Origin of the sequence: Streptococcus sp. LQJ-218 (assembly GCF_003428885.1) — a bacterium.
Taxonomy (GTDB): Bacteria; Bacillota; Bacilli; order Lactobacillales; family Streptococcaceae; genus Streptococcus.
The window spans coordinates 1-23362 of sequence record NZ_QQRU01000001.1 but is presented as its reverse complement, the minus strand read 5'-3'; the positions used below and the strand labels follow the sequence as shown (position 1 = coordinate 23362).

Here is a 23362-nt window from a genome sequence, read left to right as displayed (position 1 = left end):
TCTCCTTTTTAAAAATAATTAATATCAAATACGGCTTGATATCGATATTGTTTTGTTTCAGTGTCCGTAAAATTGTAATCACTGTTCAGGTGGACACCACAGATTGAATCTAACTCAATCAATCCTTTCACAGCACTTTTCACTTTCACATTAAGCTCTGCAGCCTTCTGCATAGTTGGGCCATAACTTTGAAAAGCAAAGGTCGCACTACCAGAATGATTTCGCTCCTTCCCACCTGTCTTTTGAATAATGACAAAGCTATCGGGAGCTTCAGCTTCATGCTCAAAAAATGACGGTACATCTAAATGACCGTCAAGATATTTCTTGATAATAATTTCAATCATCTAATGCACCGCCTTCAATAAAGTGTTATTTTTCAAATTATCCCTCTTCGCTTTTCGCGTAGCTGGATAAATCATAGCATTGGCTCTTGTCTTACCAACGTGGCTATCTTGTTCATATCCAGGACCACATCTTTTTTTAATGACCGTTGCTTCTTTGTTCAAGATATCTTGAATCTCTTTTGATTTCAAAAGAGCTCCTACACCCGCACCGATAAGCTTGATTTTGGTATTACTCATAAGTTTCAACCATCACTTTCTTATTCCAATCAAGTGGTATCATAGCTTCGATACCCTCTAAAGGAATACCAATTGTACGCCATTTACGACCAAAGAATATGACTGTTTTTTCTTTCCAGTCGTGCTGGTCTCCTTTTGGAATAGCTAAAGTATATTCAGCTTTTTTTCCTGTTAAGTTCACTTGTGTGGTAACATCATCTGTCGATGACGGTACTACTAGTACATTTTCCACTTGGATTTCAGTTTCACGATAGATAGGATGACCGAAGTCATCCTTTCCATCTTCAATCGTATCCAATAATGTTATTGTAATTCCTTTAATCCGTCCCATAAATATCAATCACCCCATATCTTTGCTTTTTAAGCCCAAGACGTTTTAATTCTGAGTCTTTGATAAATAGGCCACCGCCAGGAACTAGAAAAGAACCACTCACAGAGTATCCTAAAGCACTCTCAGCAAATTGAGTCATTGGTTCTTGCTCTGTTGAAGTCATTAATGTACGAGCGACAACATCGACTGTTACGGATTTTACAACACTGGCATAAGATGAATCTTCACTAACTAAAATATCTAAATCTTTGCCAATTTTCCTAGCTTCAACTCTAAGAGAATGAGAAACAACTTCCAACAGTGCTTCAGCTCGTTTTTCCTCATCGAATTTTAACGTTCGCCACAATTTTTTAAGATCGTCTACTGTTGCAAAGTTTTCCATTTCTACCTCCAGCCAAGCGACTACTGAGCTTCAGAGTCAGCTTGTTCAATAAGCGAAATCAATTCAGATTTTGTGGCGCGGTTATCATAAGTAATACCTTTTTCATCAAGGATTTCTTTCAACGCTGCGTTAGTCAATGAATCCAAGGGCTTGTATTCTTCAATCGAAACCCAATCACCTCCACTAATTGCATTTTCAGTAACGATAGTAGTTCCTGTTTTTACATTAATGTATTCCATATACTACCCCGCTTTCACAACACGAGCAAAGCTATTTTTGTCCAAAATTCCCCATCCAAGATAGATTTCTGCACGAAGATAGACTTGGTTATAACCTTTCAAGTCTTTTCCAGAATTGTCTGGATCACCATATCGAATGACTTCGAGTGGAATCTGCTTAGCATATCCCCATTTAACCATGTTAGCAAAGTCACCAATAATAGCAACATCCTTATTGGTTCCAACATTAAGACCAACTGTAGTATTCACATCTACAGGTAGACCATTAATGGCACCTGGATTTGCTCCCCATGCCAATTCAGGGTATAGGCGTTCATTAGCTGCGTTCTTCATGCTAGCTAGTGCACTTGCAAATGTAGTATCAATAGCCATACCGCTAACGATATTGTCAGCTCCCTGAATCATTTTAACTGCATCTTCAACATTAGTATCTGGATCGCTTGTTGTAAAGTTCACTGTCTGAGTGACCACTTTATCAAAGCAGTTATCCCCAATAACAGTGGATTCTTGTTTAGTACGTGGATTTACGCCATGGAAGGACATGATATCAATACCACGAGCTACTTTATTAGCAAACCCTTCATTGAATGACTTCAAAATATCGATTTTAGCTTCTTCTGAAGCATAAATAAATTCATCCGATACACGAGCGCCATACTCAATTTTAATAGGCACAATAGTTACAGGTTCTAAACTTGCACCACCATGCGTTTTCTTCCCATTTTCTGCAACAATATCTACATCAGAATCCAATGTAAATGTGAATTCCTTTAATCCATTAAACGGAATCGCTTGTTGATTAGACAATTTAGCCAGTGAGCTGTGACCCTTAACTTTGTTGATGAGGTCGGTTACAAGCATTGGGTCAAATAGTTTTCCTTTTGATAGTTGATCTGTCATATATTATTACTCCTTTATTCTTCAAAAACTAAACCTTGTACTAGGTTTTTATACAGTGTATTTTCTGTTTTTTCTAAAACAGGCTCCGAATCTCTAATAGGCGCAACTGGTTGAGATTTTTTAATATACCCAGCCAAGCGCTCCGCATCTGCTTTGAAGCTCTCTTCATCAGTTCCCTGCAAACGATCTGCAAGGTCGTAAGGCAGTCCATGTTGCAAAGCGATCCGAGTTCGCAGACTCGCCGTCTCATAACCAGCGATTTGATGCCGCAAACCTTCGAGTTGATTATCAGCATCTGCCTTACTTTGATTAGTAGCTTCGATCGTTGACTTCAAGCCAACATTTTCTGTTTCCAACTCTTCAACACGAGATTTGAGCTGGTCATAGTCGCTATACTTCGCTTTCTCGCGAGATAAACGCTCCTTAATAGCAGCATCAAATTCTTCTTGTGTAGTGATTGGTTTAAATTCTGACATTCTCATGTCTCCTTTCTCCTGCTTCCCCGGCAGTTCGGTAATTTTTTGGCATCAAAAAAAGCAGTCACCTGACCGCTTATTTTAATAACTGATTTTTTGCTTTTTCTTAGGCTTAGTCGTAGCACAAGCCCAGTGCGCAAGCAAAGCACTATCCATCAAAGAAATATCCATGTCGTCAAAGTGCGATCGATAACCAAAGCCACCATTTGAACCAATATTCCGCTTATCGCAGTTAGTAGCTACTTTTGATAGCGATGGCTGGCCAGCGTGACAGATGGTTTTCTGGTAGATTCCCTGTTCCCAAAGAGCGTTGGCCACGATGATTTCTTTCACCGTCGGAAGAATCACATTCTTGATTCTGTAGTCCTTCAACTCTTCGTCCAGGATCTTTTGACCACTTGCGCCATCAATGACAATCTGAGCCACATCAGCTTGACGCAAGAAAGCAACCATCCACTCATTCCCATTACGAACGGATTGACAATCGACGGTTTCCACAAAGAAACGGCCATCCTTGGTCCGTGCAGCAATACTCATCGCTACATTCGTTCCATCTTGGCCATACTTAATACCAACAGATAGCTTCCCAGATAACTCTGGGACATCATCCACCTTAAGTTCATTCCACTCAGTTTCAGAAATAGCAGATTTCTGATTGTATGTTGGCCAGAAGCCCAAACGCTGGATATTATGGTCCAACTTATCCTCACCAAGCTCTGCTTCAATCTTACGCTCATTTAAGTGGTAACCCATAGATGGATTTGAATTGTACCAGGCTTCCACATCGTCAATCTCCTTTTCATCAGAAACCGACCACTCGGCCCAACCAGAATACTTCCCTTTACCAAATAAACATGTCTCACGATACTTAGTAAAGACAGTACCACTTGATACTGGTGTCGGAGGTGTTCCACACATAATTGTGATAGGATTCTCACTATCTGTTACCGTGTACTTCAAGGCAGATTCTTGCTCTGTCGTGTACTCTTGAGCCTCGTCAATGATCAGCATATCAAAACCTTCACCAAGACCACCATTTGAGGTTCTGGTACGGAATTGAACAACACCACCTGTTGAATAAAGTTCAATCCTTTCTTGCCCCTTAGCTCGAATGGAATTAAAATCCTCACCATCTACATACCCCATTTTCTCAAGGTATCGTTTAACCTTCTCAAAAGAGGCATGAGAGGTAGAAATTCTGTGAGCAGTATGTAGGATATTTAATCCTTTATGCAACCCCCAAATTTCAAAAATATAGAGGATTTCTGATTTACCATTACGACGTGGAATTGAATAGCCAAACTTCTGATGCACCCAAAGTCCGTTTTTATCAATGGCCATCATCGGTAACAAAAGATTTTTCTGCCAGGCATAACAAGAAAGACCTGTCCGTTCGTAAAGTTCAATCGCTTCCTTAGCTCTTGAATTTTTCTTGACGTATTTTAAAATCACCGATTGAGTAGGATTCTGATTGCCAAGTTTCTTCTTCCTCGCCATTCTAATTTCCTTTCAATCGTCATCGCATGATAACCCTATCGCTGGGAGATATCGGATCACCTCCTAAACTAAAGCACAATAAAAGCACCCTTTCGAGTGCTTATATTAGGCTACTTCTGCTAATAGTTTTTCCATGAAATAGACTTGACCTTTTCCAGTAATTTTTGTAGTTTTACTGATGCGAATCGTTCCATTAGGTTCATGGTGTGTTCGTTCTTTAATTTCGAACAATCCCCTATCCATACTACGCTGAGTTGGCATATTCCAAGAGTCCCCTTTTCGGTTAATTAGAAATCCATTTTCACGTAGCCAAATGAACAAACGATTCTGACCAATTTCCAGACCATTCTGACGGAGCAACTTAGCAAAATCTCCAATCAGAATAGAAGTCTGACTAGCTGACACGGCATTAGCGAAGAGAACTTTTGGCTTGTCTGCTTCCATCTGCGCTTCCAGTTTATGGATTTTATTATCCGCAATCTTCAAAGCACGAGCCATAATCTTTTCAGGACTATTGAAGTCTTTCTCAACTTGTATGAAATACTGACGGACTTCTTTTCCTTTGTCAGTTCGTTGAATCATGGCAATTTCCTTAGCCATGTCTAGTTTAATAATGTGGTCTACTTTGTTGTGTCCACCTCGACCTGTTTGGTTTCCAAAATTGGAAAGCAAAACATAATCTTCATTTTCTGTAAAACCGTATTCGGTCATTCTATCAAACCATGTTGTATAGTTTGAATTAACTCCCAATGCTTCGTGTAATTGACGACCAGATACAACTGGTTCTTGGTTATCATTTAAGTTTACAGTAATAAGTTGATTCATTTTATTTCTCCTTTTAATCCATTATTAATTTTTTGAGTATGTTCTTCGATTAAGCAGTCCATACGATGTAGGATCAGATTCAGTAAGGCAAAGTGCTGACCATGATTTGAAATCAAATCATAATAAGAATGATAATCCTCAAAATTAGGTTTCTTGGCTAACCATTCATGCAATATATCCAAGCTTTCTCTAATCTCAGCAGTATAGTTTACTAATTCTTCATAGCTATCTAAAAGTTCATTTTTTGCCATAATAAAAACTCCTTTGAGTATGACAAAGAAGCTCTTTTCTGATATAATGATTTCAGAAAGAGTTTCTTTCGAGCGATAGCTTAGAACCACAGATTGGCGTTTGGGGGTTCTAGGCTATTTTTTTATTTCGTTGTAGACCTTTTCTAGTCCTAGCATTAGAATTTCCGTCTTCGTCTTTCCTGTTTGTTCAGCACAATACTCTAACATTGCTACTTCTTCATCAGTCATACGAAGTCTTGTATTATTTCTGCGAGGATTTTCACTTTTCGGTCTTCCGACTTTTGCTACCATGTCATCACCTCTTTTCTTGGTAACACAATTATTATATAACCGTGTTACCAAAAAGTCAAGAGGTTTTTTGAAAAAAATTAAAAATAAGAAAAGCACCTAACTTCAACTCTAGTTAAGTGCTTTTATTTAATCGGTTCTCCCTTAGCAAAAGCTTCTTTAGCCTCCGCAAGTGTCATTTTATTTGGACCGCCATCGGTATTTATAATACCTGTATTTTGCCAATGACAGACGTCACAGATATCATAGTCCATAACTTCAGTTCCACAAACAGGGCAATGAAGCCATAGATAACCATCAATCTCCCATGTCTTTTTTGAATTCTCCATCATAGTACTCCTTTCCTAAGTCTGGTTTAAACATCGTATTTATTTTATGTACTTTAGGATTTCCTAAAACATATACGTTGTTCTCAACATCATAACGAACTCGTCTATGTTCCGTCTGATAACCTAATATCTTGTCCGATGTCTGTTTTGATAACAAATCAGACGCCATTTTTTGGTATTCTTCAATGGTTATATCGCCAAATTCTTTTCCATGATCTTTGAAATGACCATTTAAAGATTTTTCAGTAGGGAACTTTGCTTTAGTCCATTTTATACGGTCTTTTAGTTCCTTGTATCCCTTAACATCATTATACTTCAAATCCTGAAATTTTGCCAGTGAAATAGGAGCGTTTTTAACTCCTAAAACATCAACTATTGTCTTATACTCCTGAATGTCTGCTTTGCGATTGTTATCACGCACATCAATATTTATTCTCTTACGATTTTCTAATTCATCAGAACTCTCATTTCTGATTTTTTTAGTCCAAGAATTTTGAACCTTACCATTTTTAGGATGATAGTCAATTACACAAGTGCAATGCTGATGCCTTCTGTAGAAATTATTTGGCTCTTCACCGTATATATAATTTCCTACCAAGCTATCACACCATTTGCAACAACGTCTAGTAGAGTGTCTACTGATCGTCGGTACCAATCCAGTTTTAGCATGAAACTCCGCATTCTTCCTGATTGTATCATCGATAATGGACTGAGTGAAATTCACAATAGGTTCACCGAGCAACCAACTGACATCCTCAAAATTCTCCTCAGACGAAAAGCGATTGACAATACCAGCGATTCGATCCTGATTCAATTCAGGAACTTGCACTTTGAGACCGATTTTTGCTTCATCATTCAAATTTTTCTGAACATCGCTAGCATAACCACTTACAAGCTCGTGATTTCGCCCTAGCACGTCCGTCAGCAAACGTTGAGCGATATTGTAATACATTTTACCGTCTGGTAGTTTGTCGGCGCTCAGAGACGCTCCTAGAGCCTTAGAGAGAATTTCACCAATTTCAATCGCAAACTCATTTGCAGTTTTGTAAGTAGCTTTTTTTCCTTTTAATGCAGCAAAAGCATTTCTGATAATCTCGCTCTTACCAAAATCCCTCTCAAACCTCTCCTGAACATCTTTCAAGATACCAGGTAAAACATCATTCTCCATTTGAACCACCCTCGCTTACCACTGGCTTAGCAGACATATCTCCAGCGATACCTGTAAGGTCTCGAATGGTTTCTGCGTTGATGTAACCAGGTAAAGCCTGATTTAGTTTGACAACACCATCACCAATCATAGTCATGGTATTCGCATCAGCTTCAAATAATGGCTCCCATTTGACTGTAGTTCTGACAAATTGGCTTCTGCTATAACGAAACTCATCACGCAAACACGCTGCAACATAAGCCACATTAAGTAAACCTGCTCCTAGTGAGCGCTGAGCCTTTCTACCTGCGAGACGAAGATTTTCGTGACTAGCCTTGATTGCTTCCACAGATGATGGATTGTCAGACACAAAGCCCAAATCATCCAAAGTCAAGCCCATTTCACCAGCAAATCCAGCAGCGGCTGTTCTCAGTTGTTCAGTAAACGGTGACATGCTAGCTGTAGTAAACTGTCCAACGCTCGGCTTCTCACCTTTATCGCTTGAAGAAATCGTCAACAAGCTTGATACAGTAGCTTTCCATTTCTCCATAGGTTCCGCATCAGGATCAAGCCCAAGAATGTATTTTTGTGGCCATGAGTAGAACTCAGCAGTAATATCCGCCCGTTCCAAAGTACGCTTAGCGTATTTCTGATAATACATACCAGCTCTGGTGATACGAGACCGACCAAAAGGACGAACCGCATCAGGACGATGTATAACAGGAACCAGCAGAGGAATACCAGCTTCATTCACAACCGAGTATGGTCTACCATCTTTCGGAATAAAATGAGTAGCATTAGGTTCAAAGTATGCTTCAAGCGTTGGACGATTGTAATCATCACGAGCCAACACCGCATAACCTTCCACAAGCAACCCAGTAATAGGATCAATGACACCAGTTGCATTGCTTGATTCAATGACTTGCAACCTCACCTCATCATCTTCACCCTTCGAAATGTAGACGAAACTACACGAACCAATCAAAGCAGATAAAATAGCACTATCAAAAAAAATATCAGGATTGTTCCGATTGAAGATTTCCATAACATTAAAATCATCATTAGCAAATTTCCTGAAAATCAAACGATCTGCAAGACTATCAACACCCTTTGCAGCCCAACCAAGAACTGCTTTATACTTTGCTCTAATATGAACAGGAATTGTAATCCCTGTCGGCGCTTCATGATGTTGCATTGCATAATGTTTATACCTCAGATTTACTCTACTCTGATAGAGATTCAACTTTTTCCTGAGATACTCAATCCCTCTTAATTCCAAACCGTTCTCCTTTCTTTGTGATGATTTGGCGCGAGAAAAAATGTACAGTGACGGCGTGAAGCTCGCGAGCGCCTAGTGGGAGGGGGATACCCCCCTATCCTTAACTAGGACTTTCCTCATACATTTACATTACATTTTTCTAAAAATCTAGTATGCTGTTAATTTATATCTTTCTTAAAAAAATAATTTTATATTTTTTTTATTTTATTTTATTAAGATTTATATTTTGTCCAATCTCTCGATTGTGGCAAGTTCCTGTTGCCAACAACAGTTGTACTTGTTGTTTTATCATCAGCATAAAGCTTGTCAGACTTCTGTCTATTGCACTGCCAGTGCGCGAGCTGTAGGTTATTGATATCTGATGGATGACCGTTCCGATTAATTGGAATGATATGGTCAATGACTGGTGACAAAGGATGTGGATACTTCAATGACTTGTCTACTGGTAGTCCACAAATCCCACAAGTATTTCTTGTCTTAAGAATAATCTTTTTATTCTTTTCAAAGGCGACTCGGTGAGGACCACTCCGGTCTGGTCTTTCTTGGGGGGTATTCATTTAGGGAGGGTCCTTTCTTTTTAGTGAGTGCGGGGTGGAATTCTATGATGTAGGAGGGGGTGTTTTTTTAATCTAGGAGGGGGGTGTTTTTTAATCTCTGGCACCCTCGTATATTTAACATATCTTATATTCTGTTAAATAAAATTAAACAACTTTAAAATCAAGAGTACCAAGGCTTTCACTATGTTTTTCTAAAAACTAATTTACATTTTCTCATTATGTAAAATAGATGGGTTATTTAGTAGTCAAATGATAGTATGCTTTCATCCAATTCGTCCTGACTATAACCGATATAACCGAGCGTTATATCTGGTGTAGAGTGGTTAAAAATCTTTTGCAGAATAGCTACATTCCCATTCTTTTTATAATGATGATAACCAAATGTCTTCCTCATTGAATGAGTTCCTATATGATTCAAACCTACATACTTAGCTGCGTCTTGCAGTATTTGATAGACCGCTACTCTTCCAATGTGTGTAATACGAACACCATCTGTTCTCTTTTTCTTTTTACTTGGAAAGAGATAGTCGTACTCTGCTAACTGATTATCTTTAATGTATCGATTGATTTCTTTTCTGAGAGGCGGACTGATTGGAAAATACCTTATCTTACCAGTCTTCTTCTCTTTTAGTTCAATCCTATCAGCAATTACTTGCTTGACTTGAAGAGGTACTATGTCGCTCACTCTTAAACCAGAGTAGATTCCAAACATGAATAAAACATAGTTTCTATCACTTTTATTTTTCAAGTAATCTTTGATTCGTTCGATATCATCTAGATCACGAATTGGTTCTACTTTCTTCATGTACCTCTCCTTCCTACATAAAAAGCCACTGGTCGTGGCATTGAATATGACAGTAGCTGGAATTGAACCAGCTGGTCTAGCAGTAAAACGCACGCTTGGTAAAAGTTTCAAGGAGACCCAAACAACCTGCTAACCTGTCCTTACTGTCTAAGAGGCCGGAACCTCTGTATTTTTAGGAGTCCTCATGACTGTTCGTTGTCAATCATTGGATAATACTATTTTAGCACCTTTTTCCGTTCCAATTCTCCCAAGATTTTCCCAGATTTTTCCCAAGATTTTCCCAGAAATCACTTGTAAACCAGAAGGTTGCTGGCTTGATAGGACTCCGCAAACTCTAATAGAGCTTTGTTTAATATCCGATAATACTCACTAGATGAGTAGCCTAGTTCTGAGTAGATGCTATAGTCTTCCCTCCTTTTCTTCCTGCAATATCGTTCAACAAGAATACGTGTGTATTCCAAATCTGAAAGATTATTAATCGCTTTAGCAATTAGTTCTAGGTCCTGCTGAGCTGATACCCTACGCACGACCATGCTTTCTACCTGCTTGCTTGTCTTACCACTTGATGGCCTTGGTTCAAGCGAGTAAGATATTGTTATTTTTGGAGCGTATTCTTCTCCAGCAATCCGTCTCAGACGACTGTATTTTTTAAGGACTTTGATAGCTTCCTTTCTTGTCTTCTTTTCATCGATGATATCCAATAATTCTATTTGCACACGAACTCCTCCTCATGATATAATAGTCTTAATGATTTTGTTGTTTGAGGGTCAGCCGTGTGCTGGCTCTTTTTTTATATCTAAATCCCAAAGAAAGTACAGATATCTTCCGCTTCACATTCGGAAATTTCCAAACCTCTCTCCCAATAACTTATGATTGTTGAAGAATACCCTAAATACTTTGCTAATTCTGTACGAGTAAGTCCTTGTTCCAAACGTTTTTCTTTCAAAAGCGCATTAAGATTTCCAATCTCACACTTCTTGAACAATACATCTTTATCCAATCCTAACTCTTTTGACAGACGTTCTTTCTGACGATCGCTTGGTATTAGACCTCTTTCCCAATTTGAAAATGCCCTTGGACTAATACCAAATCTCTTTGAAGCTTTTGTTAGAGATAGACCCTTACCAATTCGCCACAATCTAATTTGTTCTGAGAAAAATTTCCTATTCTCCATACTCCATCTCCTCAATCAGCCAGTCAAGGTTCTTTCTAGCTTTCTTCAGGTCTTCAAGACCGTTTTTCTTCTGGAATCGCAGTTGATACTTCAAGGCATTCCCAAGATAGAAGCCTTTCAGCTGTTCTGGTGTCATGAAATTTCTTAAAGCATCGATAGATTCCATGCCATAACGACCTTGGTAATGACTTGGTTTATTTACGTTGTCAATTATTTCTGGGTTCATTTGATAGCCTCCAAAAGTTCTAAGATTATTCGGTTCCATTCTTCAACTGGCATTTCTCTAAAATCAAACTGAGACATCATTTCAGCTCTTTTGAATAATGCCCTCTTAAAGAATGAAGTTTTTTTGGAAAAAACCATATCATCTGTTTTAAACTCAGTCGTGATTTTCTTTCCATAACCCTCTATCTCTACATGGACTCTTGTTTTTCTATAGAGAGGTAGAGGCTCCGCCCAAACACATCCTTTCAAGTCTGATTCATCGACTTTTTTAAGCATTAACGATATCTTCTTAGCTTCACTCTCTTTTTTAGCTCCACTGAAAGGGTATCTTTTCGGTTTCATTCCTTCTCCTCCAAAAGCTCTCTGTTTTCGTAGATGTTACCTAAGACTTCAACTGCAACACCAAAATCTTTAGCAAATAAGTCAAGATACTCAATATCTACTGTTTCAGCAAAATAATTTCTTTTTTCACCCACTTCTACATAAAACCCAAGTAAATTATCCCTTTTGATAACTAAATTATCAGTATATGTTGAAATCACATCCCCCTCAAAGATTTCCTTACCATTCTTGTCTTTGAGTCCTGTTGATTGCATGAGGTGAATGTCATTATTTACTATCCAGTCACCAGCAACTGAATCCTCATCAATAATCCAGATATTGCCATCACCGACCATCACTTCGTCTGGTTGGTACATACGACTTAACGTGCCACTATCATACGCTCTAAATTTTGGAATCATCTGGCAAATCCTCCTCTTTGACAAACGAACCGTCAATCCAACGGCCTTTGCGGTCTTTAATTTCTTGGTAAGCCAGTTCAAAACATTCATCAAAATCATATCCAAGGGCATTGCTTAGCGATTTTAACCAATAAATTGAACGAGTTAAATCGATTATATATAACTCTTTATTTTTAAATCCATCAGATAACTGAATATTGCTGATTGACCTGTTCAAAAAGACCAGACATTCTATAACATAGTGTTCGTCGCTAAAAACTTCATTAAAAATCTCCTGCACATCAGCTTTAACCATCAAGGCCAGACCAACAATCACAACTGCACAATCTCCGATACTATCCTTTGTCAGTTGCTCATTCTTTTTGAGATAGCCAGCACAGAGTTCACCGAACTCTTCGCTTAGTTTTAGTGACTGCTTGTCCAGCCGTCCACCGTTTTCAAGATCACGGTCTATAAACCATTGTTTTACATTTTCTAGTGTGTTCATGATAACTCCTATCTATTTGTTATATAAGGTTACATTACTTGAGTGAGTGTAATATACCTCTCCATTTTCAAAAGTAACGCGAATACTATCTTGCTGGTCATATTTTGCCCATTCCTTGACTTTGCCTTCGATAATTTGCCCATCAACTAGTTTTACTTTTGCATATTTGAAAGTAAAGATTGTTCCTAAAATATCCTTATTCCCACACCCTACAAGACTAATAAAAGACAAACTGATTAAAATTGTAGTAACTAATTTTTTCTTCATATTTTTACCTCATCCCCAACTTTCACTTTATCATACACATCCTTCGTAACCACGAACACACCGTAGTCACGAATAGTCACCGTGTATAACTTCCCATGTCGTCCTTTCTCGACGACCTTACCAAATATCTCAGCGCCTTGATTGTCAGCTTTATAGACAATCATCGGCTTCTTCTCTTCCAAATCTCGAATCCTGTTCATCTGCCAGATGTTTAGTCCAGCAGATAGAAGAATCCAGATTGCGATAAATCGTTTCATTCTGTAATCTCCTTATAAAGTAAAGTCATATCAAAACCACTCTCGATAAATCTGTATGTGAGTTCTTTGTTAATTCCATTTCCTAAGCAATGATAAACCACATTTACATTAATACTTAACCCTAAATATTTTTCCAAGCGTGTTCTATTAACTACATAGAAATCAATATTTCGCTTCTGTTGTTGATAAGGCATAGCTTTGGCAATATCTCTAGTGCAATACATCAAGACATTTGAAATGACATCATTCTTTGTCAAACAATCTCTTAAAGAAAAGTATGTGTTTGTTTTTGGGATGAGAATGAATTCTAATTGTCTGTTTATAAATGAGTCGGGAAAATAACTCATAAGCTTTTCCAATTCTTCAAAGACTTCATTATTCATCACTCCACCTCCTCAATCTCAATACCTGGGCAATCGAACACCCAGCCGAAGCCAGCTTCTTCGAGTTCTTTTCGGGTGTGTGCTGAACGAAATTTTTTATCTAGTTTTATATCCGCTAACGTCCAAGCGTCAAAGCGTTTAATAAAGGTTAAGTAACTATATGATGATTCAATCCATTTAAACCTTACATAGTACTTCTTCTCTTTCTCGACCTCGTAGCCGTCAAGCCAAGCTCGGGCGAAGAGGTCTCTGTTGGATTTCTTTTGATACCATTCTGTAAATTCCTGGCTTCCATTGCTCCAAGCATAATGCAACGCATCCTCTAGTTCTGGACTATGTTCTCTTGCACCCTCAATCACATCATCCACAAACTGCGGAACTTTGACTTTTTCTGGTTCGTCTAGTTGTTTGATCGCATCGATGATTCTATCTACATCAATACAATTGATAAATCTACTTTTATTTTCTTTTAATACGTTACAAAAATAAATCAATTCCTGCTTGTTCATCTTCCAACTCCTTTATTCTCTTCTTCCAGTTTTTCACTTTCTTTTTAAGCAAGTCACGTTCCTCAGACCTGCTAAAAGCAAGCGATTTGACACACGGCTCAGATAGTTCAACTATCCTTGCCTCCGTCTGATCTATCGTCCGTTTCAGTCCGTCAATGACTGTCTGTTTGCTGTATTCCATGTTTTATCCTGTTTATAAAAATCCAGCTCTTGCCCCTCATGACTCAAAGACACAAGAGCTAGCAAATTCTTTATACGTCATTCGTCCAAGTCTGACGCATATTCTAGCTCGCTTTTAACGTGGTTCGCGGCACGTTGATTTTGTTGCTAAGTAATAGCAATCTACCGCACCATAATCAAAACGTACATCGTCTTTTCCGATATATTTCTTGAATTTTGGTCTGGTGATACCTGAGAAAGCCCGTTGATGGTCTTTCATCCGTTCGATAAGTTCATCGACATTGTCAAACCTCCCAAGGAAAAACTTGCAGTGCCCGTTGTAGACGAAGTAGAGATTTAACATCAATACCTCCTATCCTTCATCCCAGACGGATACACAAAGCACTTTCCAGTTGCTCCCTCGAAAATTCTACTTGATAAAGCACCGTTCCCAAAATCATCCGAGTAAAGCTCCCTAATTTCTTCACTAGACAGATTCGTGTTGATAATCGTATTCGTCCGATTATCCAGGATCTTGAATAATATCTGATGTGCCCACTCGTTCCGCTTCGTGTCAGCCTTACGACTCTCTTTCCCAAGGTCATCCAAGAAAAGAAAATCAACCTCAGACAATAGCTTGACCATCTTAGCTTCTGAAAATCCATTGTCAAACTCAAAACTTTCACGAATCTTATCAAACAGAGTCACAACTGAAACGAATAGCACACTTTTCGGTTCATCATAAGACTTAAATTGCTCATTGAGAAACCGAGCCAAGCCATAGGTTAGATGACTCTTACCAACACCAGACGGGCCAGTGATGATAGCATTCCCAGTCTCACCCTTGGCATAGTAGCGTTCCAACCGCTTCACGAAATTCATAGCCTTTTCATCAATATCAACCTGAATCTCATAGTCATGTAGCGACTTGCTGGCAAGCTTACTTGAAACAATACTGTCACGAGCAAAGACCTCGTAAGTATCCGATAGTTTACTTTTTACCTCGGATTCCATATTTAGTTGCTTTTCAAATCGTCGGATATTCTCTTTCTCGCACTCAGGACATTGACTGATTTCCTCAACCTTGCCCTTGATAGGAATCTTAACAGACCAAAGATTGCATCCATGGATTTCACAGATATCATCAAGAACTGTTCTAGTTCTAAATTGTTTAAACTGTTTCATCTAAAATCCTAGCCTTTCGTCTGTTTTCTTTTCACGTTTAGCGACATTTCCTTGATTTAAATAACCATCGAACTTCGTTCCAAAAAGAGTTTCTGGTCTGAGGTATTTGACATATTCAGTTCCATGCCAATTTTTAACCATGTTATCAATTACTTGTTTAAAATCATCTAGTTGATAACCTTCTGACCATCTTGCTTTAATTAAAGCTTTATTTTTTTGGATAGTGGCTCTATAATTCTTTCCGGTTCTTAAGTTTAGGTAATCAATAATTTCTTTATAAGGGATATTATCTATACTATCCTTACCTATACTATCCTTACCTATACTATCCTTACCTATACTATGCGGACATTTGTCTGTCACTTGTCCGTCAACTGTCTGACATTCTTCTTTTATCTCTAAAACTACCTTTCCAGGCTCAACCAATCTACTTCCATCAACTTCCAATCCGAGTTGTTGAATAGCTAAATCTCTGTGTATACTAGGTTTGTGCCTATCTGGTCTGATTTTATTTTGTTCATTAAAATCCGTAATGAAATAGACCATATCTTGATTAAGAGGCTTTATAAACTGCTTAATGACCAACAAACCTAAACTGTCTTCACTAGCACCAATCATTCTAACAACAGGAAATGCTTCAACTATGCCATCATCATCTGAATTGATTACTAAATGAACGTATAGTGCTTGAGTTTCAAGCGGTAGCCTTAAAAATTTTTGTGTTTGCATTATGGTCTTGCTGACCATTCTTCTTTCTGCCATCTACTCCTCCACACTAGAAAATTTTGTGTATTCTTTGTGAAAATACAACTTCACTGTTCCAAGACTACCATGCCGATTCTTTTCCAAGATTAGCTCGGTCACATTATTCGCTTCTTGACTGTCAGCTTGCTCTTTCTGGTAGTAGGCATCACGATACAAGAAAGCGACAATATCTGCATCTTGCTCAATAGAGCCAGACTCTCGCAAATCTGCCAGCATCGGGCGCTTATCTTGTCTCTGCTCAACCGCTCGGCTTAACTGTGACAGGGCAATGACGGGTACTTTCAAATCCTTTGCTAGTATCTTCAATTCCCTTGAAATTTCAGAAACAATCTGCTGACGATTCTCACCTTTTGAACCAGTGATTAACTGCAAGTAGTCAATGATGATAATGCCTAGACCACCCATTTCTTGAGACAATTTCCTAGCTTTTGACCGTATCTCTGAAATCCGAATACCAGCAGTATCATCCACGAAAATAGGCGTATCATAGAGATTGCTTTGCGCCTGTACAAGCCTTTTCCACTCATCAGTGCTAAGATTCCCAGTCTTCAGATGATAACCTGGAACCATCCCCTCAGATGCCACTATGCGCTCAATCAATTCTTCTGCTCCCATTTCGAGCGAAAAGATAACAGCAGGTTTATGTTCCTGTACAGCCACATGCTTTGCAATGTTCAAAGCTAGCGCCGTCTTACCCATGGCAGGTCGCGCAGCAAGGATGATAAGATTCCCGTCATGAAGGCCTGTTGTAATCTTATCTAGCCCTACAAAGCCAGTTGATAGACCAGTCACGAATCCATCTGTCTGTGAGCGAGTCTCGACTATCTGCATATGTGTATCTAGGATATCAGCCACATTACGGAATTCTGTACCTGTATTCTGATTGCTGATGTCAAGCAGTGACTTTTCAGTCTTTGAGATGATGTCACTGATTGATACATCGCCTTGATAAGCACTAGAGAGTGAGTCCGACAAATCAGCAATTACTCTTCTTAGAGTTGACTTCTCTTTTACTAACTTTGCATAATGCTCCACGTTTTTGGAAGTTGGTGTGGAGTTCACTAATTCGACAACATAATTTATGCCACCAATTTCTTTAATCTGCCCTTGATCGGTAAGAGCTGACACCATAGTGGTGGTATCGATTGGCTCCCCTTTTTTAAAGAGAGACAACATGGTCTTAAATACAATCTTGTTAGCTGGTTTATAAAAATCATCAGGAATCAATTCATCTGCCAATGAAATGATTGTGTCAGGTGCGATAAATACCGCTCCCAAAACAGATTGCTCAGCAACTAGATCATGAGGGGGTATTCTAAATTCTTCATTCATGCTCTATTCCCCCAGTATTTTTCTAGGTCAATATTCATGACCGCAGCCAGATTCTTTTGCTCCGTCAAGATTTGTCTACGGTAAGGAGCAAGCCCAGCTTGTCGCTCCTCCTCGCTTCGTGGTAAGTAATATCCATTTGGCTTCATCTTCTTAGCCACGATAGGGTGGTCAAAATTGACACGTAAGCTTTCGATAGTCTCTTCCAGCTTACGCTTCGACAGTCCGGTTTCTAAGCGGATTTCACTCGCTTGAATAGGCAAATCGAAAGTAGCGCAATTCATGATCATGTTTAACACACGTATTTCCATCTCGCTCATGTCACGGCTAACAGTCATGTCTTTGCCCTCCATTTTCTTGGATTCTGACGGAAATCCATGGTCATTTCCTGATAAAGCAAACGCCCATTTTCTTCTAAGAGATTCGTATTTTGACTTCTTAGAAGGTCATTAATTCTTGCTTCTTCCTGGTAGTCCTGAGCGAGCCTGTCATAATCTTCGATGCATTCTCTAAAAACTTGTGGTACGTCCTCAATCGATGAAGGTAGTCCGACAGGTGGCTGGGTATCATAAGTGGATTTCCTATCGCTATTTTTCAAGTTTCTTCGAACAATTTCTCTGAAGTCTTCAGCTTCTTCGATGATGATTACTGTTTTTTGTTCAGCTTCTTCTTCGTTTTTAGCTGTTAGCAGCATCAGGATAAAGATCCCAATAAAGATCGTTACTAAGCCAAGTAATTGGCTTGATAAAGTTGGTTCTGTCATTTTTTCATCCTTCTCCTTCTAAATCACTAAGTGCGACTGCACAAAGTTATCCAATTCATTTCTATCAATTCTTTTTGTTCCGTCAATCTTGTATAGATTCAAACCCATTCTTAACCATTTTCTGATGGTGTTAGCACTACAATCAGCATAATTAGCTGCACTTTCGATGGACAGCCATCGTTTTTCTGTTGTTTCATGCTCTAAAAATTCTTTGAATGATTCTTTGACTTGAGTTCTTACTACTGATCGGATACCATTTTCACATTCTTCGCTAAGTATGTTCACAAGAGCCTCCTAATGTGTTATAATTTTATTGGTTATTTTTCTATGCGCCTGATTTCCGTCAGGTGTTTTTTTATCTATAAAACAAGCCACGTCAAGATATCGCCCCACGTTATTGTGTCAACATATAATAATTGTGGATTCATATTATTAGTATAGAGGTTTAATGTTTTTACTAACTCAGTGCCTGTCTTTACAAAGGTGGACTCTTTTCCACCACTATACGGATATCGTTTAGGTCTCATTTTTCTACTCCTCAAATTTTTCCCATGACTCGTTGATTCGCAACTTCTTGTTAATGCGAAGTTTCAAGTCATCACTCCCTTTTCCATCTTTCAGTAACTGTGTGATGGCTGATGGACTAACACCTACAACAATGGCCAAGTCCGTCTGTGACCACCCACGTTTTTCAATTCGCTCTTTTACAAGCTCAATCCATTTAAGATGTTGTTGGCTCATGTGACCTCCTCCTTTTAATTAGTTAAGTTAAAGAGTTAGTAAATTATTTTATAAAAACGCTTGACAACTTTTACACCATAGTGTAAAATGAAAGCATAATTAAAAACCTTGATAAAACCATGTATCTATCAATTTTCTTGCTCGCCAAAGCTATTTATTTTTAGATAAGTTTTAACTCTGTTTTTTACTAACTTATTAACTTACAAAAACCATTTTACACTTTAGTATTATTTTTGTCAATAGAAAATAACACTTTTTTATAAAATATTTTTTGTCATGTTTTAGAAAAGGTAATATGACAATGTTTTCCACACTTGAAAAGATTAAGGAACTTGCCCAAAAACAAGGAATAAGTCTTCAAAAAGTTGCCGAAGATTTAGGCTATAGTATAAATTACCTCTATACTTTAAAAGAAAAGACTCCTAAATCTGACCGCCTACAAGAAATCGCAGACTACTTCAATGTCTCAACTGACTACCTGCTCGGACGAACAGATAACCCTGCTATTGCTAACACAAAAGAACAATTCTTTTTTGAGGGCAAAGAGGTAGATGTTGAAGAGCTCGCCTCTACTGCTATGCGCTTCAATGGTAAACCACTAACTGAAGAAGACAAAAAAGCAATTCAAAACATAATAGAGATTTATCTCAGAAAACAATAATAAAGGTCGGATTGTTTATGACTGAAAAAGAATTTTCTCAAAATCTAGGTATAGATATAGAGATTTTTGAAGATGGTCTATTTCCAGATGAAGCTTTTTACATTCCAGCTCTCAAAACTATGTTTTTGAGCGATTCTATATCTGATGAAAAAAGGGTACAAGTCGCTTTACATGAGATAGGCCATAGAGGTCACACTCCAGAAACTTATCATCTTTTTAGGGAGAAATGTGAGCTGGAAGCAAATCGTAATATGATTCATCACCTCATGAAAGCTGAATTGGATATCGCTGAAGATAAGACCGTATTTAATTACTTGGTCTTTATGGAAAAATATAACCTAAAAACCATCGCTGATGAAACGATGGTCAAGGAAGAATATTTATCATTAGTAAATTAAATATATGTGCAACAACTGATTCACACTAAAAGCTGATAGAGAGGTTTCATTATGAAACAAGAACGCAAAGTTTTAGGCATTTTGGCTATTATTTTTGGAGCGATGGCTCTAATTGGCTCATGGATGCCTATTATCAATAATTTTTCATTCGTTTTGGCTATTTTAGCTCTTATTTTCGGTTTAATTGGTTTTGCAGTAAATCGAAAAAGACCAAAAACACTAGCTATTATTGGGACTGTTTTATCGGTTGTTTCGATTGCTATCGTGCTTGCAACTCAAGCTATGTATGCTACATCGCTTGATAAAGTTGGTAAAGATGTGGAACAAGCAGTTAGTTCAGCAAGTTCTTCAATTGAATCTTCACAAAAAGAAGAAGATGCTAAATTTAACTGGACAAAAGAACAGTTTGATGCGCTAGTGACTGGCGATATCATGAATAACGGTGCAGGCGGTTCTAAATATGACGACATCATAAAAGAGCATGGTGAACCAAGCGATACTAACACAAGTTCAGTGAATGATCATGAAAGCAAAACAATCTCTTACACTTCACTAGGTACTAAATACAAGAGTGTTGTTTTATCGTTTGCAAAACAAGATGACGGCACTTTCTTATTGACTACCAAAGTAGCAACAGGACTTGAATAAAAAAAGACAACAAAAAAAGTCACTTGCTAAAAGTTTGGCGACCCAGGCAAGCGACTAAAGCAAATGGAGATATTTTTAACCAATATCTACTAGCAGGCAAGCAATTAGAAAAGGTTTTGAATATCCATTATAAGAAACAACCATTAAAAAGGTCGTTTTCTTATACCTATTTTATCAAAAAAGTGAGGTAAAATCAATGATTGGAAAATACCAAAAAAACGGAATCACTGCTTACTATTTTAAGGCTTATCACGGATTAGATCCGTTGACTGGCAAGAAGATTCAAACCTTCCGTCGTGGCTTTAAAACAGAACGTGAGGCAAGACTTGCTGAAGCAAAGTGCCTGACTGACTATGAAAAAAAGACATTCAGAGCAAAAAACACCACTACAACCACCTTTCTACAAGTCTATGAGATTTGGAAGGACCATTATAAAAATACTGTTAAAGAGTCAACCTACGTAAGCCAGACTAGCATTGCGGACCGTCATATCTTGCCGATTTTTGGAGATAAAGCTATAAACAAGATTACTATGACCATGTGTCAAACTCAAGTTAATAAGTGGGCAGACGAATACAAAAGATTTTTTGGAATCATCAGCATAGCAAATCAAATCTTTGACTACGCTATTTCAATGGAGTTGATTGAAACGAATCCGATGAGAAAGACACTGAAGCCTAAACGACAAAAAAATAATACAGATGAACTTGAAAAGTTCTACAATAAAGAAGAACTGAAAGAATTTTTCAAAATCGTAAAAGGCTTCGATGATGCTGAAATGCTGACATATTTTAGATTACTAGCTTTTACCGGAATGCGAAAAAATGAAATTAGCGCTCTAAGATGGTCTGATATTGATTTAAAAAAAGGACAGATTACTGTCAATCAAACCTTGGCCAAGGGGGAAGATAATAAACTTATCTTTCAGACTCCAAAGACAAAAAAGAGTGCCCGAACAATTACTCTCGATTCAAAAACAATTAAGGTTTTAAAGGATTGGCACAAGTATAGTACAAAAGGACTTCTTTTTAAAAATGAGAATGGAGAACCTAAGAGTGTTGTCCATGTCAACAATATGTTGAACAGAATCTGGAGAAAGCACCCTGATTTCAAACGAATCACACCACATGGCTTTAGGCATACACACTGCTCACTACTCTTCGAAGCTGGTGCTACTATCAAGGAAGTCCAGGAAAGACTCGGTCATGAGAATATTCAAACCACTATGGACATCTATGCTCATGTCACTCAAAAAGCAAAGGATGAAGTGGCTGACAAGTTCGCTTCTTACATTGGTTTTTAAAATATGGGTATCAGCGTGGGTATCAAAACAAAAAAATAGGCTCTCCGAAAACTCGGAAAGCCTTATTTAATGCTACTTAGAGCGATTATTTTGCGATTGGGTAAACAGAAACTTGTTTCTTATCGCGACCTTTACGTTCAAAGCGTACTACGCCTTCAACTTTAGCGAACAAAGTATCGTCTCCACCACGTCCAACGTTTACACCTGGGTAGATGTGTGTACCACGTTGACGGTAAAGGATTGATCCACCTGTTACAGTTTGTCCGTCAGCTGCTTTAGCTCCAAGACGTTTCGCTTGTGAATCACGTCCGTTTGATGTAGAACCTCCACCTTTTTTGTGGGCGAAAAGTTGCAAGTTGTTAAGAGTCATTTTTAACATAATGTTTTCCTCCGTGTTAGTTTTCTGTGATAACTCTGGTTTGGACGAACTCAGAAGAGTTCTCCGATAAGTTTGCCATACCTAAGAAAAATGATTCAAAGAATAACTGAGTCATTTCTCTCTGGTGTGAAGGAAGATCTTTTGGTATTTCAACCATCAGATAACCACCTTCATCTTCGTTTAATTCTAGGATTGGTTCATAGCCTGCAAATTTCTCAATGGAATTGATAAAGTTAATGGCAAGCGTAGAAACCGATGCACACACGACATCTAAGCCGTATTCGCCACTCTCGGCGTGTCCAGTAATTTCCGCACTCCTCAGCTCGCCATCTTCGGCTCTCTCAAAGACTGCCTGTATCATGTGTTCTCCTTAAAATTAAGCGTTGATTGCGTTGATGACAACTTTTGTATATGGTTGACGGTGACCTTGTTTACGGTGGCTACCTTTTTTAGGTTTGTACTTGTAAGTAACAACTTTCTTTTGTTTTCCTTGTTTTTCAACAGTTCCAACTACAGTAGCTCCAGCAACAAGTGGAGTTCCAACAACAGTGTTTTCACCACCAACAAGAACAACTTCGTTAAAAGTAACTTCTTGACCAGCTTCAACGTTCAATTTTTCAACGTAAACTGCTTGACCAACTTCAACTTTAACTTGTTTTCCGCCAGTTTTGATAATTGCGTATGTGCTCATTATGCACCTCCTATGATTTTTATGGGTTTCCCCGAATATTTGTGAAGACTCGCCTAGCATCGTGGGACGAACCACTTAAAAGAAGAGCTCTAAATATAACAAAGTTTAAATTTGTTATACCACGAGCAACGATGTTCGTGCGGTTGCACAGGAACGTGCATAGTCAACTCTTCAAGTATAGCACATCTCCTATTTTCTTACAAGTAATAACACCTAAAATGAAGCTTTTTCTTTTACTTTTTTCCGCCACTTGGCAAAAAGTGTACTGCACCCCAAAAGTTAGACAGAAAAAATCTAATTTTTGGGGTGTTTTTATTATGAAATTAACTTATGAGGATAAAGTTCAGATCTATAAACTTAGAAAGCAAGGATATAGTATAGAGAAGCTTTCAAATAAATTTGGGATAA

At 38.2% G+C, this 23362-nt stretch carries 43 protein-coding genes and 1 other annotated feature; of the genes, 5 read left to right on the top strand and 38 right to left on the bottom strand.

The features are described from left to right. Positions 1-8: 8 nt before the first annotated feature. The 35 genes from D2908_RS00215 to D2908_RS00050 form a co-directional block, all read right to left on the bottom strand. Positions 9-344 carry a hypothetical protein gene (locus tag D2908_RS00215; RefSeq protein WP_061418860.1) on the bottom strand — a complete coding sequence of 112 codons (336 nt, stop codon included), beginning with the start codon at positions 342-344 and terminating at the stop codon, positions 9-11. Beyond that, on the bottom strand, positions 345-581 hold the full coding sequence (locus tag D2908_RS00210; protein WP_117304011.1) for a hypothetical protein: 237 nt from the start codon (positions 579-581) through the stop codon (positions 345-347). Further along, a complete protein-coding gene (locus D2908_RS00205) occupies positions 574-912 on the bottom strand; it encodes a hypothetical protein (RefSeq protein WP_117304009.1) in 339 nt (112 codons plus the stop codon). Before D2908_RS00205 ends, D2908_RS00210 begins: the two co-directional genes overlap by 8 nt. After that, the gene (locus D2908_RS00200) at positions 899-1294 is read right to left on the bottom strand and encodes a phage Gp19/Gp15/Gp42 family protein (protein ID WP_117304007.1); all 396 of its coding nucleotides are present in this window, start codon (positions 1292-1294) and stop codon (positions 899-901) included. Before D2908_RS00200 ends, D2908_RS00205 begins: the two co-directional genes overlap by 14 nt. Before the next feature lie 20 nt (positions 1295-1314). After that, on the bottom strand, positions 1315-1533 hold the full coding sequence (locus tag D2908_RS00195) for a HeH/LEM domain-containing protein (RefSeq protein ID WP_117304005.1): 219 nt from the start codon (positions 1531-1533) through the stop codon (positions 1315-1317). A 3-nt stretch (positions 1534-1536) separates the two neighbouring features. Further along, positions 1537-2433: a phage major capsid protein gene (locus D2908_RS00190; RefSeq protein WP_117304003.1), complete on the bottom strand. Its 897-nt coding sequence runs from the start codon at positions 2431-2433 to the stop codon at positions 1537-1539. Between the two features lie 14 nt (positions 2434-2447). Beyond that, positions 2448-2909 carry a DUF4355 domain-containing protein gene (locus tag D2908_RS00185; RefSeq protein ID WP_117304001.1) on the bottom strand — a complete coding sequence of 154 codons (462 nt, stop codon included), beginning with the start codon at positions 2907-2909 and terminating at the stop codon, positions 2448-2450. Positions 2910-2990: 81 nt separating this feature from the next. Then, entirely contained in the window at positions 2991-4406 is a 1416-nt protein-coding gene (locus tag D2908_RS00180) for a terminase (protein WP_117304000.1), read from the bottom strand. 105 nt (positions 4407-4511) lie between these two features. Further along, positions 4512-5231, bottom strand: a complete 720-nt coding sequence (locus tag D2908_RS00175; RefSeq protein WP_117303998.1) for a phage antirepressor KilAC domain-containing protein — start codon at positions 5229-5231, stop codon at positions 4512-4514. Beyond that, positions 5228-5482, bottom strand: coding sequence for a hypothetical protein (locus D2908_RS00170; protein WP_117303996.1), 255 nt, complete (start codon positions 5480-5482; stop codon positions 5228-5230). Before D2908_RS00170 ends, D2908_RS00175 begins: the two co-directional genes overlap by 4 nt. A 114-nt stretch (positions 5483-5596) precedes the next feature. Further along, positions 5597-5773: a hypothetical protein gene (locus D2908_RS09885; RefSeq protein WP_165847402.1), complete on the bottom strand. Its 177-nt coding sequence runs from the start codon at positions 5771-5773 to the stop codon at positions 5597-5599. A gap of 122 nt (positions 5774-5895) precedes the next feature. Beyond that, on the bottom strand, positions 5896-6099 hold the full coding sequence (locus tag D2908_RS00165) for a CPCC family cysteine-rich protein (protein WP_117303994.1): 204 nt from the start codon (positions 6097-6099) through the stop codon (positions 5896-5898). After that, positions 6068-7267 carry a hypothetical protein gene (locus D2908_RS10040; RefSeq protein WP_117303992.1) on the bottom strand — a complete coding sequence of 400 codons (1200 nt, stop codon included), beginning with the start codon at positions 7265-7267 and terminating at the stop codon, positions 6068-6070. Before D2908_RS10040 ends, D2908_RS00165 begins: the two co-directional genes overlap by 32 nt. Beyond that, the gene (locus tag D2908_RS00155) at positions 7257-8525 is read right to left on the bottom strand and encodes a phage portal protein (protein ID WP_117303990.1); all 1269 of its coding nucleotides are present in this window, start codon (positions 8523-8525) and stop codon (positions 7257-7259) included. Before D2908_RS00155 ends, D2908_RS10040 begins: the two co-directional genes overlap by 11 nt. Positions 8526-8737: 212 nt before the next feature. After that, positions 8738-9082, bottom strand: a complete 345-nt coding sequence (locus D2908_RS00150) for an HNH endonuclease signature motif containing protein (RefSeq protein ID WP_117303988.1) — start codon at positions 9080-9082, stop codon at positions 8738-8740. Between the two features lie 238 nt (positions 9083-9320). Then, a complete protein-coding gene (locus tag D2908_RS00145; RefSeq protein WP_117303986.1) occupies positions 9321-9887 on the bottom strand; it encodes a site-specific integrase in 567 nt (188 codons plus the stop codon). A gap of 287 nt (positions 9888-10174) precedes the next feature. Further along, positions 10175-10603 carry an ArpU family phage packaging/lysis transcriptional regulator gene (locus D2908_RS00140; protein WP_117303984.1) on the bottom strand — a complete coding sequence of 143 codons (429 nt, stop codon included), beginning with the start codon at positions 10601-10603 and terminating at the stop codon, positions 10175-10177. A gap of 80 nt (positions 10604-10683) precedes the next feature. Further along, positions 10684-11061, bottom strand: a complete 378-nt coding sequence (locus D2908_RS00135) for a helix-turn-helix transcriptional regulator (protein ID WP_117303982.1) — start codon at positions 11059-11061, stop codon at positions 10684-10686. After that, positions 11051-11287 carry a DUF3310 domain-containing protein gene (locus D2908_RS00130; RefSeq protein ID WP_117303980.1) on the bottom strand — a complete coding sequence of 79 codons (237 nt, stop codon included), beginning with the start codon at positions 11285-11287 and terminating at the stop codon, positions 11051-11053. Before D2908_RS00130 ends, D2908_RS00135 begins: the two co-directional genes overlap by 11 nt. Next, positions 11284-11628, bottom strand: coding sequence for a hypothetical protein (locus D2908_RS00125; protein ID WP_117303978.1), 345 nt, complete (start codon positions 11626-11628; stop codon positions 11284-11286). The genes D2908_RS00130 and D2908_RS00125 overlap by 4 nt, the downstream gene beginning before the upstream one ends. Continuing rightward, entirely contained in the window at positions 11625-12029 is a 405-nt protein-coding gene (locus tag D2908_RS00120; RefSeq protein ID WP_117303976.1) for a YopX family protein, read from the bottom strand. The genes D2908_RS00125 and D2908_RS00120 overlap by 4 nt, the downstream gene beginning before the upstream one ends. Continuing rightward, positions 12013-12516 (bottom strand): MazG-like family protein, encoded by a 504-nt coding sequence (locus D2908_RS00115; protein WP_117303975.1) that lies wholly within the window; start codon positions 12514-12516, stop codon positions 12013-12015. Before D2908_RS00115 ends, D2908_RS00120 begins: the two co-directional genes overlap by 17 nt. A gap of 12 nt (positions 12517-12528) precedes the next feature. Continuing rightward, positions 12529-12783: a hypothetical protein gene (locus D2908_RS00110; RefSeq protein WP_117303973.1), complete on the bottom strand. Its 255-nt coding sequence runs from the start codon at positions 12781-12783 to the stop codon at positions 12529-12531. Continuing rightward, positions 12780-13040 (bottom strand): DUF1372 family protein, encoded by a 261-nt coding sequence (locus D2908_RS00105; RefSeq protein ID WP_117303971.1) that lies wholly within the window; start codon positions 13038-13040, stop codon positions 12780-12782. Before D2908_RS00105 ends, D2908_RS00110 begins: the two co-directional genes overlap by 4 nt. After that, positions 13037-13423: a hypothetical protein gene (locus D2908_RS00100; protein ID WP_117303969.1), complete on the bottom strand. Its 387-nt coding sequence runs from the start codon at positions 13421-13423 to the stop codon at positions 13037-13039. The genes D2908_RS00105 and D2908_RS00100 overlap by 4 nt, the downstream gene beginning before the upstream one ends. Beyond that, entirely contained in the window at positions 13423-13932 is a 510-nt protein-coding gene (locus D2908_RS00095) for a DUF1642 domain-containing protein (RefSeq protein WP_117303967.1), read from the bottom strand. Before D2908_RS00095 ends, D2908_RS00100 begins: the two co-directional genes overlap by 1 nt. Continuing rightward, complete coding sequence (locus tag D2908_RS00090) at positions 13901-14113, bottom strand: hypothetical protein (protein ID WP_117303965.1); 213 nt, start codon at positions 14111-14113, stop codon at positions 13901-13903. Before D2908_RS00090 ends, D2908_RS00095 begins: the two co-directional genes overlap by 32 nt. A 114-nt stretch (positions 14114-14227) precedes the next feature. After that, positions 14228-14455, bottom strand: coding sequence for a hypothetical protein (locus D2908_RS00085; RefSeq protein ID WP_117303963.1), 228 nt, complete (start codon positions 14453-14455; stop codon positions 14228-14230). Further along, positions 14455-15276: an ATP-binding protein gene (locus D2908_RS00080; RefSeq protein ID WP_117303961.1), complete on the bottom strand. Its 822-nt coding sequence runs from the start codon at positions 15274-15276 to the stop codon at positions 14455-14457. Before D2908_RS00080 ends, D2908_RS00085 begins: the two co-directional genes overlap by 1 nt. Beyond that, positions 15277-16038 (bottom strand): conserved phage C-terminal domain-containing protein, encoded by a 762-nt coding sequence (locus D2908_RS00075; RefSeq protein WP_117303960.1) that lies wholly within the window; start codon positions 16036-16038, stop codon positions 15277-15279. It lies immediately after the preceding gene. Then, positions 16039-17373 (bottom strand): replicative DNA helicase, encoded by a 1335-nt coding sequence (dnaB, locus tag D2908_RS00070; RefSeq protein WP_117303957.1) that lies wholly within the window; start codon positions 17371-17373, stop codon positions 16039-16041. It abuts the gene before it with no gap. Further along, the gene (locus tag D2908_RS00065; protein WP_165847400.1) at positions 17370-17708 is read right to left on the bottom strand and encodes a hypothetical protein; all 339 of its coding nucleotides are present in this window, start codon (positions 17706-17708) and stop codon (positions 17370-17372) included. The genes dnaB and D2908_RS00065 overlap by 4 nt, the downstream gene beginning before the upstream one ends. Then, complete coding sequence (locus D2908_RS00060) at positions 17705-18133, bottom strand: hypothetical protein (protein WP_117303953.1); 429 nt, start codon at positions 18131-18133, stop codon at positions 17705-17707. The genes D2908_RS00065 and D2908_RS00060 overlap by 4 nt, the downstream gene beginning before the upstream one ends. Positions 18134-18151: 18 nt before the next feature. Then, positions 18152-18418: a helix-turn-helix domain-containing protein gene (locus D2908_RS00055; protein WP_117303951.1), complete on the bottom strand. Its 267-nt coding sequence runs from the start codon at positions 18416-18418 to the stop codon at positions 18152-18154. A 246-nt stretch (positions 18419-18664) separates the two neighbouring features. Next, positions 18665-18874, bottom strand: a complete 210-nt coding sequence (locus tag D2908_RS00050; RefSeq protein WP_117303949.1) for a helix-turn-helix transcriptional regulator — start codon at positions 18872-18874, stop codon at positions 18665-18667. Positions 18875-19175: 301 nt separating this feature from the next. Here D2908_RS00050 and D2908_RS00045 point away from each other — a divergent pair, with 301 nt between their 5' ends. The 4 genes from D2908_RS00045 (at position 19176) to D2908_RS00030 (ending at position 21884) form a co-directional block, all read left to right on the top strand. Next, entirely contained in the window at positions 19176-19535 is a 360-nt protein-coding gene (locus D2908_RS00045; protein WP_117304337.1) for a helix-turn-helix transcriptional regulator, read from the top strand. Between the two features lie 17 nt (positions 19536-19552). Further along, the gene (locus D2908_RS00040; RefSeq protein ID WP_117303948.1) at positions 19553-19933 is read left to right on the top strand and encodes an ImmA/IrrE family metallo-endopeptidase; all 381 of its coding nucleotides are present in this window, start codon (positions 19553-19555) and stop codon (positions 19931-19933) included. Positions 19934-19984: 51 nt separating this feature from the next. Beyond that, complete coding sequence (locus D2908_RS00035; RefSeq protein WP_117303946.1) at positions 19985-20581, top strand: CD20-like domain-containing protein; 597 nt, start codon at positions 19985-19987, stop codon at positions 20579-20581. Between the two features lie 196 nt (positions 20582-20777). Then, positions 20778-21884, top strand: coding sequence for a site-specific integrase (locus D2908_RS00030; protein ID WP_117303944.1), 1107 nt, complete (start codon positions 20778-20780; stop codon positions 21882-21884). 85 nt (positions 21885-21969) lie between these two features. On the opposite strand, the gene rpmA is transcribed toward D2908_RS00030, so the two are convergent. The 3 genes from rpmA to rplU are packed head-to-tail and all read right to left on the bottom strand — an operon-like array spanning position 21970 to position 22954. Continuing rightward, positions 21970-22263, bottom strand: coding sequence for a 50S ribosomal protein L27 (gene rpmA, locus D2908_RS00025; RefSeq protein WP_000916509.1), 294 nt, complete (start codon positions 22261-22263; stop codon positions 21970-21972). Positions 22264-22279: 16 nt separating this feature from the next. Further along, the gene (locus D2908_RS00020; RefSeq protein WP_000613699.1) at positions 22280-22624 is read right to left on the bottom strand and encodes a ribosomal-processing cysteine protease Prp; all 345 of its coding nucleotides are present in this window, start codon (positions 22622-22624) and stop codon (positions 22280-22282) included. 15 nt (positions 22625-22639) lie between these two features. Continuing rightward, positions 22640-22954 (bottom strand): 50S ribosomal protein L21, encoded by a 315-nt coding sequence (gene rplU / locus D2908_RS00015; protein ID WP_000109141.1) that lies wholly within the window; start codon positions 22952-22954, stop codon positions 22640-22642. Positions 22955-22989: 35 nt separating this feature from the next. Continuing rightward, positions 22990-23109: a sequence feature (ribosomal protein L21 leader region), on the bottom strand. Positions 23110-23172: 63 nt separating this feature from the next. Between rplU and D2908_RS10035 the strand changes: the two genes are divergently transcribed. Further along, a partial coding sequence (locus D2908_RS10035; RefSeq protein ID WP_240628259.1) for a hypothetical protein occupies positions 23173-23362 on the top strand: 190 nt, incomplete at its 3' end.

Excerpts from the sequence above, each read along its gene's own strand:
- D2908_RS00215 (WP_061418860.1), bottom strand. The coding sequence starts at position 344 with ATGATTGAAATTATTATCAAGAAATATCTTGACGGTCATTTAGATGTA.
- D2908_RS00210 (WP_117304011.1), bottom strand. The coding sequence starts at position 581 with ATGAGTAATACCAAAATCAAGCTTATCGGTGCGGGTGTAGGAGCTCTT.
- D2908_RS00205 (WP_117304009.1), bottom strand. The coding sequence starts at position 912 with ATGGGACGGATTAAAGGAATTACAATAACATTATTGGATACGATTGAA.
- D2908_RS00200 (WP_117304007.1), bottom strand. The coding sequence starts at position 1,294 with ATGGAAAACTTTGCAACAGTAGACGATCTTAAAAAATTGTGGCGAACG.
- D2908_RS00195 (WP_117304005.1), bottom strand. The coding sequence starts at position 1,533 with ATGGAATACATTAATGTAAAAACAGGAACTACTATCGTTACTGAAAAT.
- D2908_RS00190 (WP_117304003.1), bottom strand. The coding sequence starts at position 2,433 with ATGACAGATCAACTATCAAAAGGAAAACTATTTGACCCAATGCTTGTA.
- D2908_RS00185 (WP_117304001.1), bottom strand. The coding sequence starts at position 2,909 with ATGTCAGAATTTAAACCAATCACTACACAAGAAGAATTTGATGCTGCT.
- D2908_RS00180 (WP_117304000.1), bottom strand. The coding sequence starts at position 4,406 with ATGGCGAGGAAGAAGAAACTTGGCAATCAGAATCCTACTCAATCGGTG.
- D2908_RS00175 (WP_117303998.1), bottom strand. The coding sequence starts at position 5,231 with ATGAATCAACTTATTACTGTAAACTTAAATGATAACCAAGAACCAGTT.
- D2908_RS00170 (WP_117303996.1), bottom strand. The coding sequence starts at position 5,482 with ATGGCAAAAAATGAACTTTTAGATAGCTATGAAGAATTAGTAAACTAT.
- D2908_RS09885 (WP_165847402.1), bottom strand. The coding sequence starts at position 5,773 with ATGGTAGCAAAAGTCGGAAGACCGAAAAGTGAAAATCCTCGCAGAAAT.
- D2908_RS00165 (WP_117303994.1), bottom strand. The coding sequence starts at position 6,099 with ATGGAGAATTCAAAAAAGACATGGGAGATTGATGGTTATCTATGGCTT.
- D2908_RS10040 (WP_117303992.1), bottom strand. The coding sequence starts at position 7,267 with ATGGAGAATGATGTTTTACCTGGTATCTTGAAAGATGTTCAGGAGAGG.
- D2908_RS00150 (WP_117303988.1), bottom strand. The coding sequence starts at position 9,082 with ATGAATACCCCCCAAGAAAGACCAGACCGGAGTGGTCCTCACCGAGTC.
- D2908_RS00145 (WP_117303986.1), bottom strand. The coding sequence starts at position 9,887 with ATGAAGAAAGTAGAACCAATTCGTGATCTAGATGATATCGAACGAATC.
- D2908_RS00135 (WP_117303982.1), bottom strand. The coding sequence starts at position 11,061 with ATGGAGAATAGGAAATTTTTCTCAGAACAAATTAGATTGTGGCGAATT.
- D2908_RS00130 (WP_117303980.1), bottom strand. The coding sequence starts at position 11,287 with ATGAACCCAGAAATAATTGACAACGTAAATAAACCAAGTCATTACCAA.
- D2908_RS00125 (WP_117303978.1), bottom strand. The coding sequence starts at position 11,628 with ATGAAACCGAAAAGATACCCTTTCAGTGGAGCTAAAAAAGAGAGTGAA.
- D2908_RS00120 (WP_117303976.1), bottom strand. The coding sequence starts at position 12,029 with ATGATTCCAAAATTTAGAGCGTATGATAGTGGCACGTTAAGTCGTATG.
- D2908_RS00115 (WP_117303975.1), bottom strand. The coding sequence starts at position 12,516 with ATGAACACACTAGAAAATGTAAAACAATGGTTTATAGACCGTGATCTT.
- D2908_RS00110 (WP_117303973.1), bottom strand. The coding sequence starts at position 12,783 with ATGAAGAAAAAATTAGTTACTACAATTTTAATCAGTTTGTCTTTTATT.
- D2908_RS00105 (WP_117303971.1), bottom strand. The coding sequence starts at position 13,040 with ATGAAACGATTTATCGCAATCTGGATTCTTCTATCTGCTGGACTAAAC.
- D2908_RS00100 (WP_117303969.1), bottom strand. The coding sequence starts at position 13,423 with ATGAATAATGAAGTCTTTGAAGAATTGGAAAAGCTTATGAGTTATTTT.
- D2908_RS00095 (WP_117303967.1), bottom strand. The coding sequence starts at position 13,932 with ATGAACAAGCAGGAATTGATTTATTTTTGTAACGTATTAAAAGAAAAT.
- D2908_RS00090 (WP_117303965.1), bottom strand. The coding sequence starts at position 14,113 with ATGGAATACAGCAAACAGACAGTCATTGACGGACTGAAACGGACGATA.
- D2908_RS00085 (WP_117303963.1), bottom strand. The coding sequence starts at position 14,455 with ATGTTAAATCTCTACTTCGTCTACAACGGGCACTGCAAGTTTTTCCTT.
- D2908_RS00080 (WP_117303961.1), bottom strand. The coding sequence starts at position 15,276 with ATGAAACAGTTTAAACAATTTAGAACTAGAACAGTTCTTGATGATATC.
- D2908_RS00075 (WP_117303960.1), bottom strand. The coding sequence starts at position 16,038 with ATGGCAGAAAGAAGAATGGTCAGCAAGACCATAATGCAAACACAAAAA.
- dnaB (WP_117303957.1), bottom strand. The coding sequence starts at position 17,373 with ATGAATGAAGAATTTAGAATACCCCCTCATGATCTAGTTGCTGAGCAA.
- D2908_RS00065 (WP_165847400.1), bottom strand. The coding sequence starts at position 17,708 with ATGACTGTTAGCCGTGACATGAGCGAGATGGAAATACGTGTGTTAAAC.
- D2908_RS00060 (WP_117303953.1), bottom strand. The coding sequence starts at position 18,133 with ATGACAGAACCAACTTTATCAAGCCAATTACTTGGCTTAGTAACGATC.
- D2908_RS00050 (WP_117303949.1), bottom strand. The coding sequence starts at position 18,874 with ATGAGCCAACAACATCTTAAATGGATTGAGCTTGTAAAAGAGCGAATT.
- D2908_RS00045 (WP_117304337.1), top strand. The coding sequence starts at position 19,176 with ATGTTTTCCACACTTGAAAAGATTAAGGAACTTGCCCAAAAACAAGGA.
- D2908_RS00040 (WP_117303948.1), top strand. The coding sequence starts at position 19,553 with ATGACTGAAAAAGAATTTTCTCAAAATCTAGGTATAGATATAGAGATT.
- D2908_RS00035 (WP_117303946.1), top strand. The coding sequence starts at position 19,985 with ATGAAACAAGAACGCAAAGTTTTAGGCATTTTGGCTATTATTTTTGGA.
- D2908_RS00030 (WP_117303944.1), top strand. The coding sequence starts at position 20,778 with ATGATTGGAAAATACCAAAAAAACGGAATCACTGCTTACTATTTTAAG.
- rpmA (WP_000916509.1), bottom strand. The coding sequence starts at position 22,263 with ATGTTAAAAATGACTCTTAACAACTTGCAACTTTTCGCCCACAAAAAA.
- D2908_RS00020 (WP_000613699.1), bottom strand. The coding sequence starts at position 22,624 with ATGATACAGGCAGTCTTTGAGAGAGCCGAAGATGGCGAGCTGAGGAGT.
- rplU (WP_000109141.1), bottom strand. The coding sequence starts at position 22,954 with ATGAGCACATACGCAATTATCAAAACTGGCGGAAAACAAGTTAAAGTT.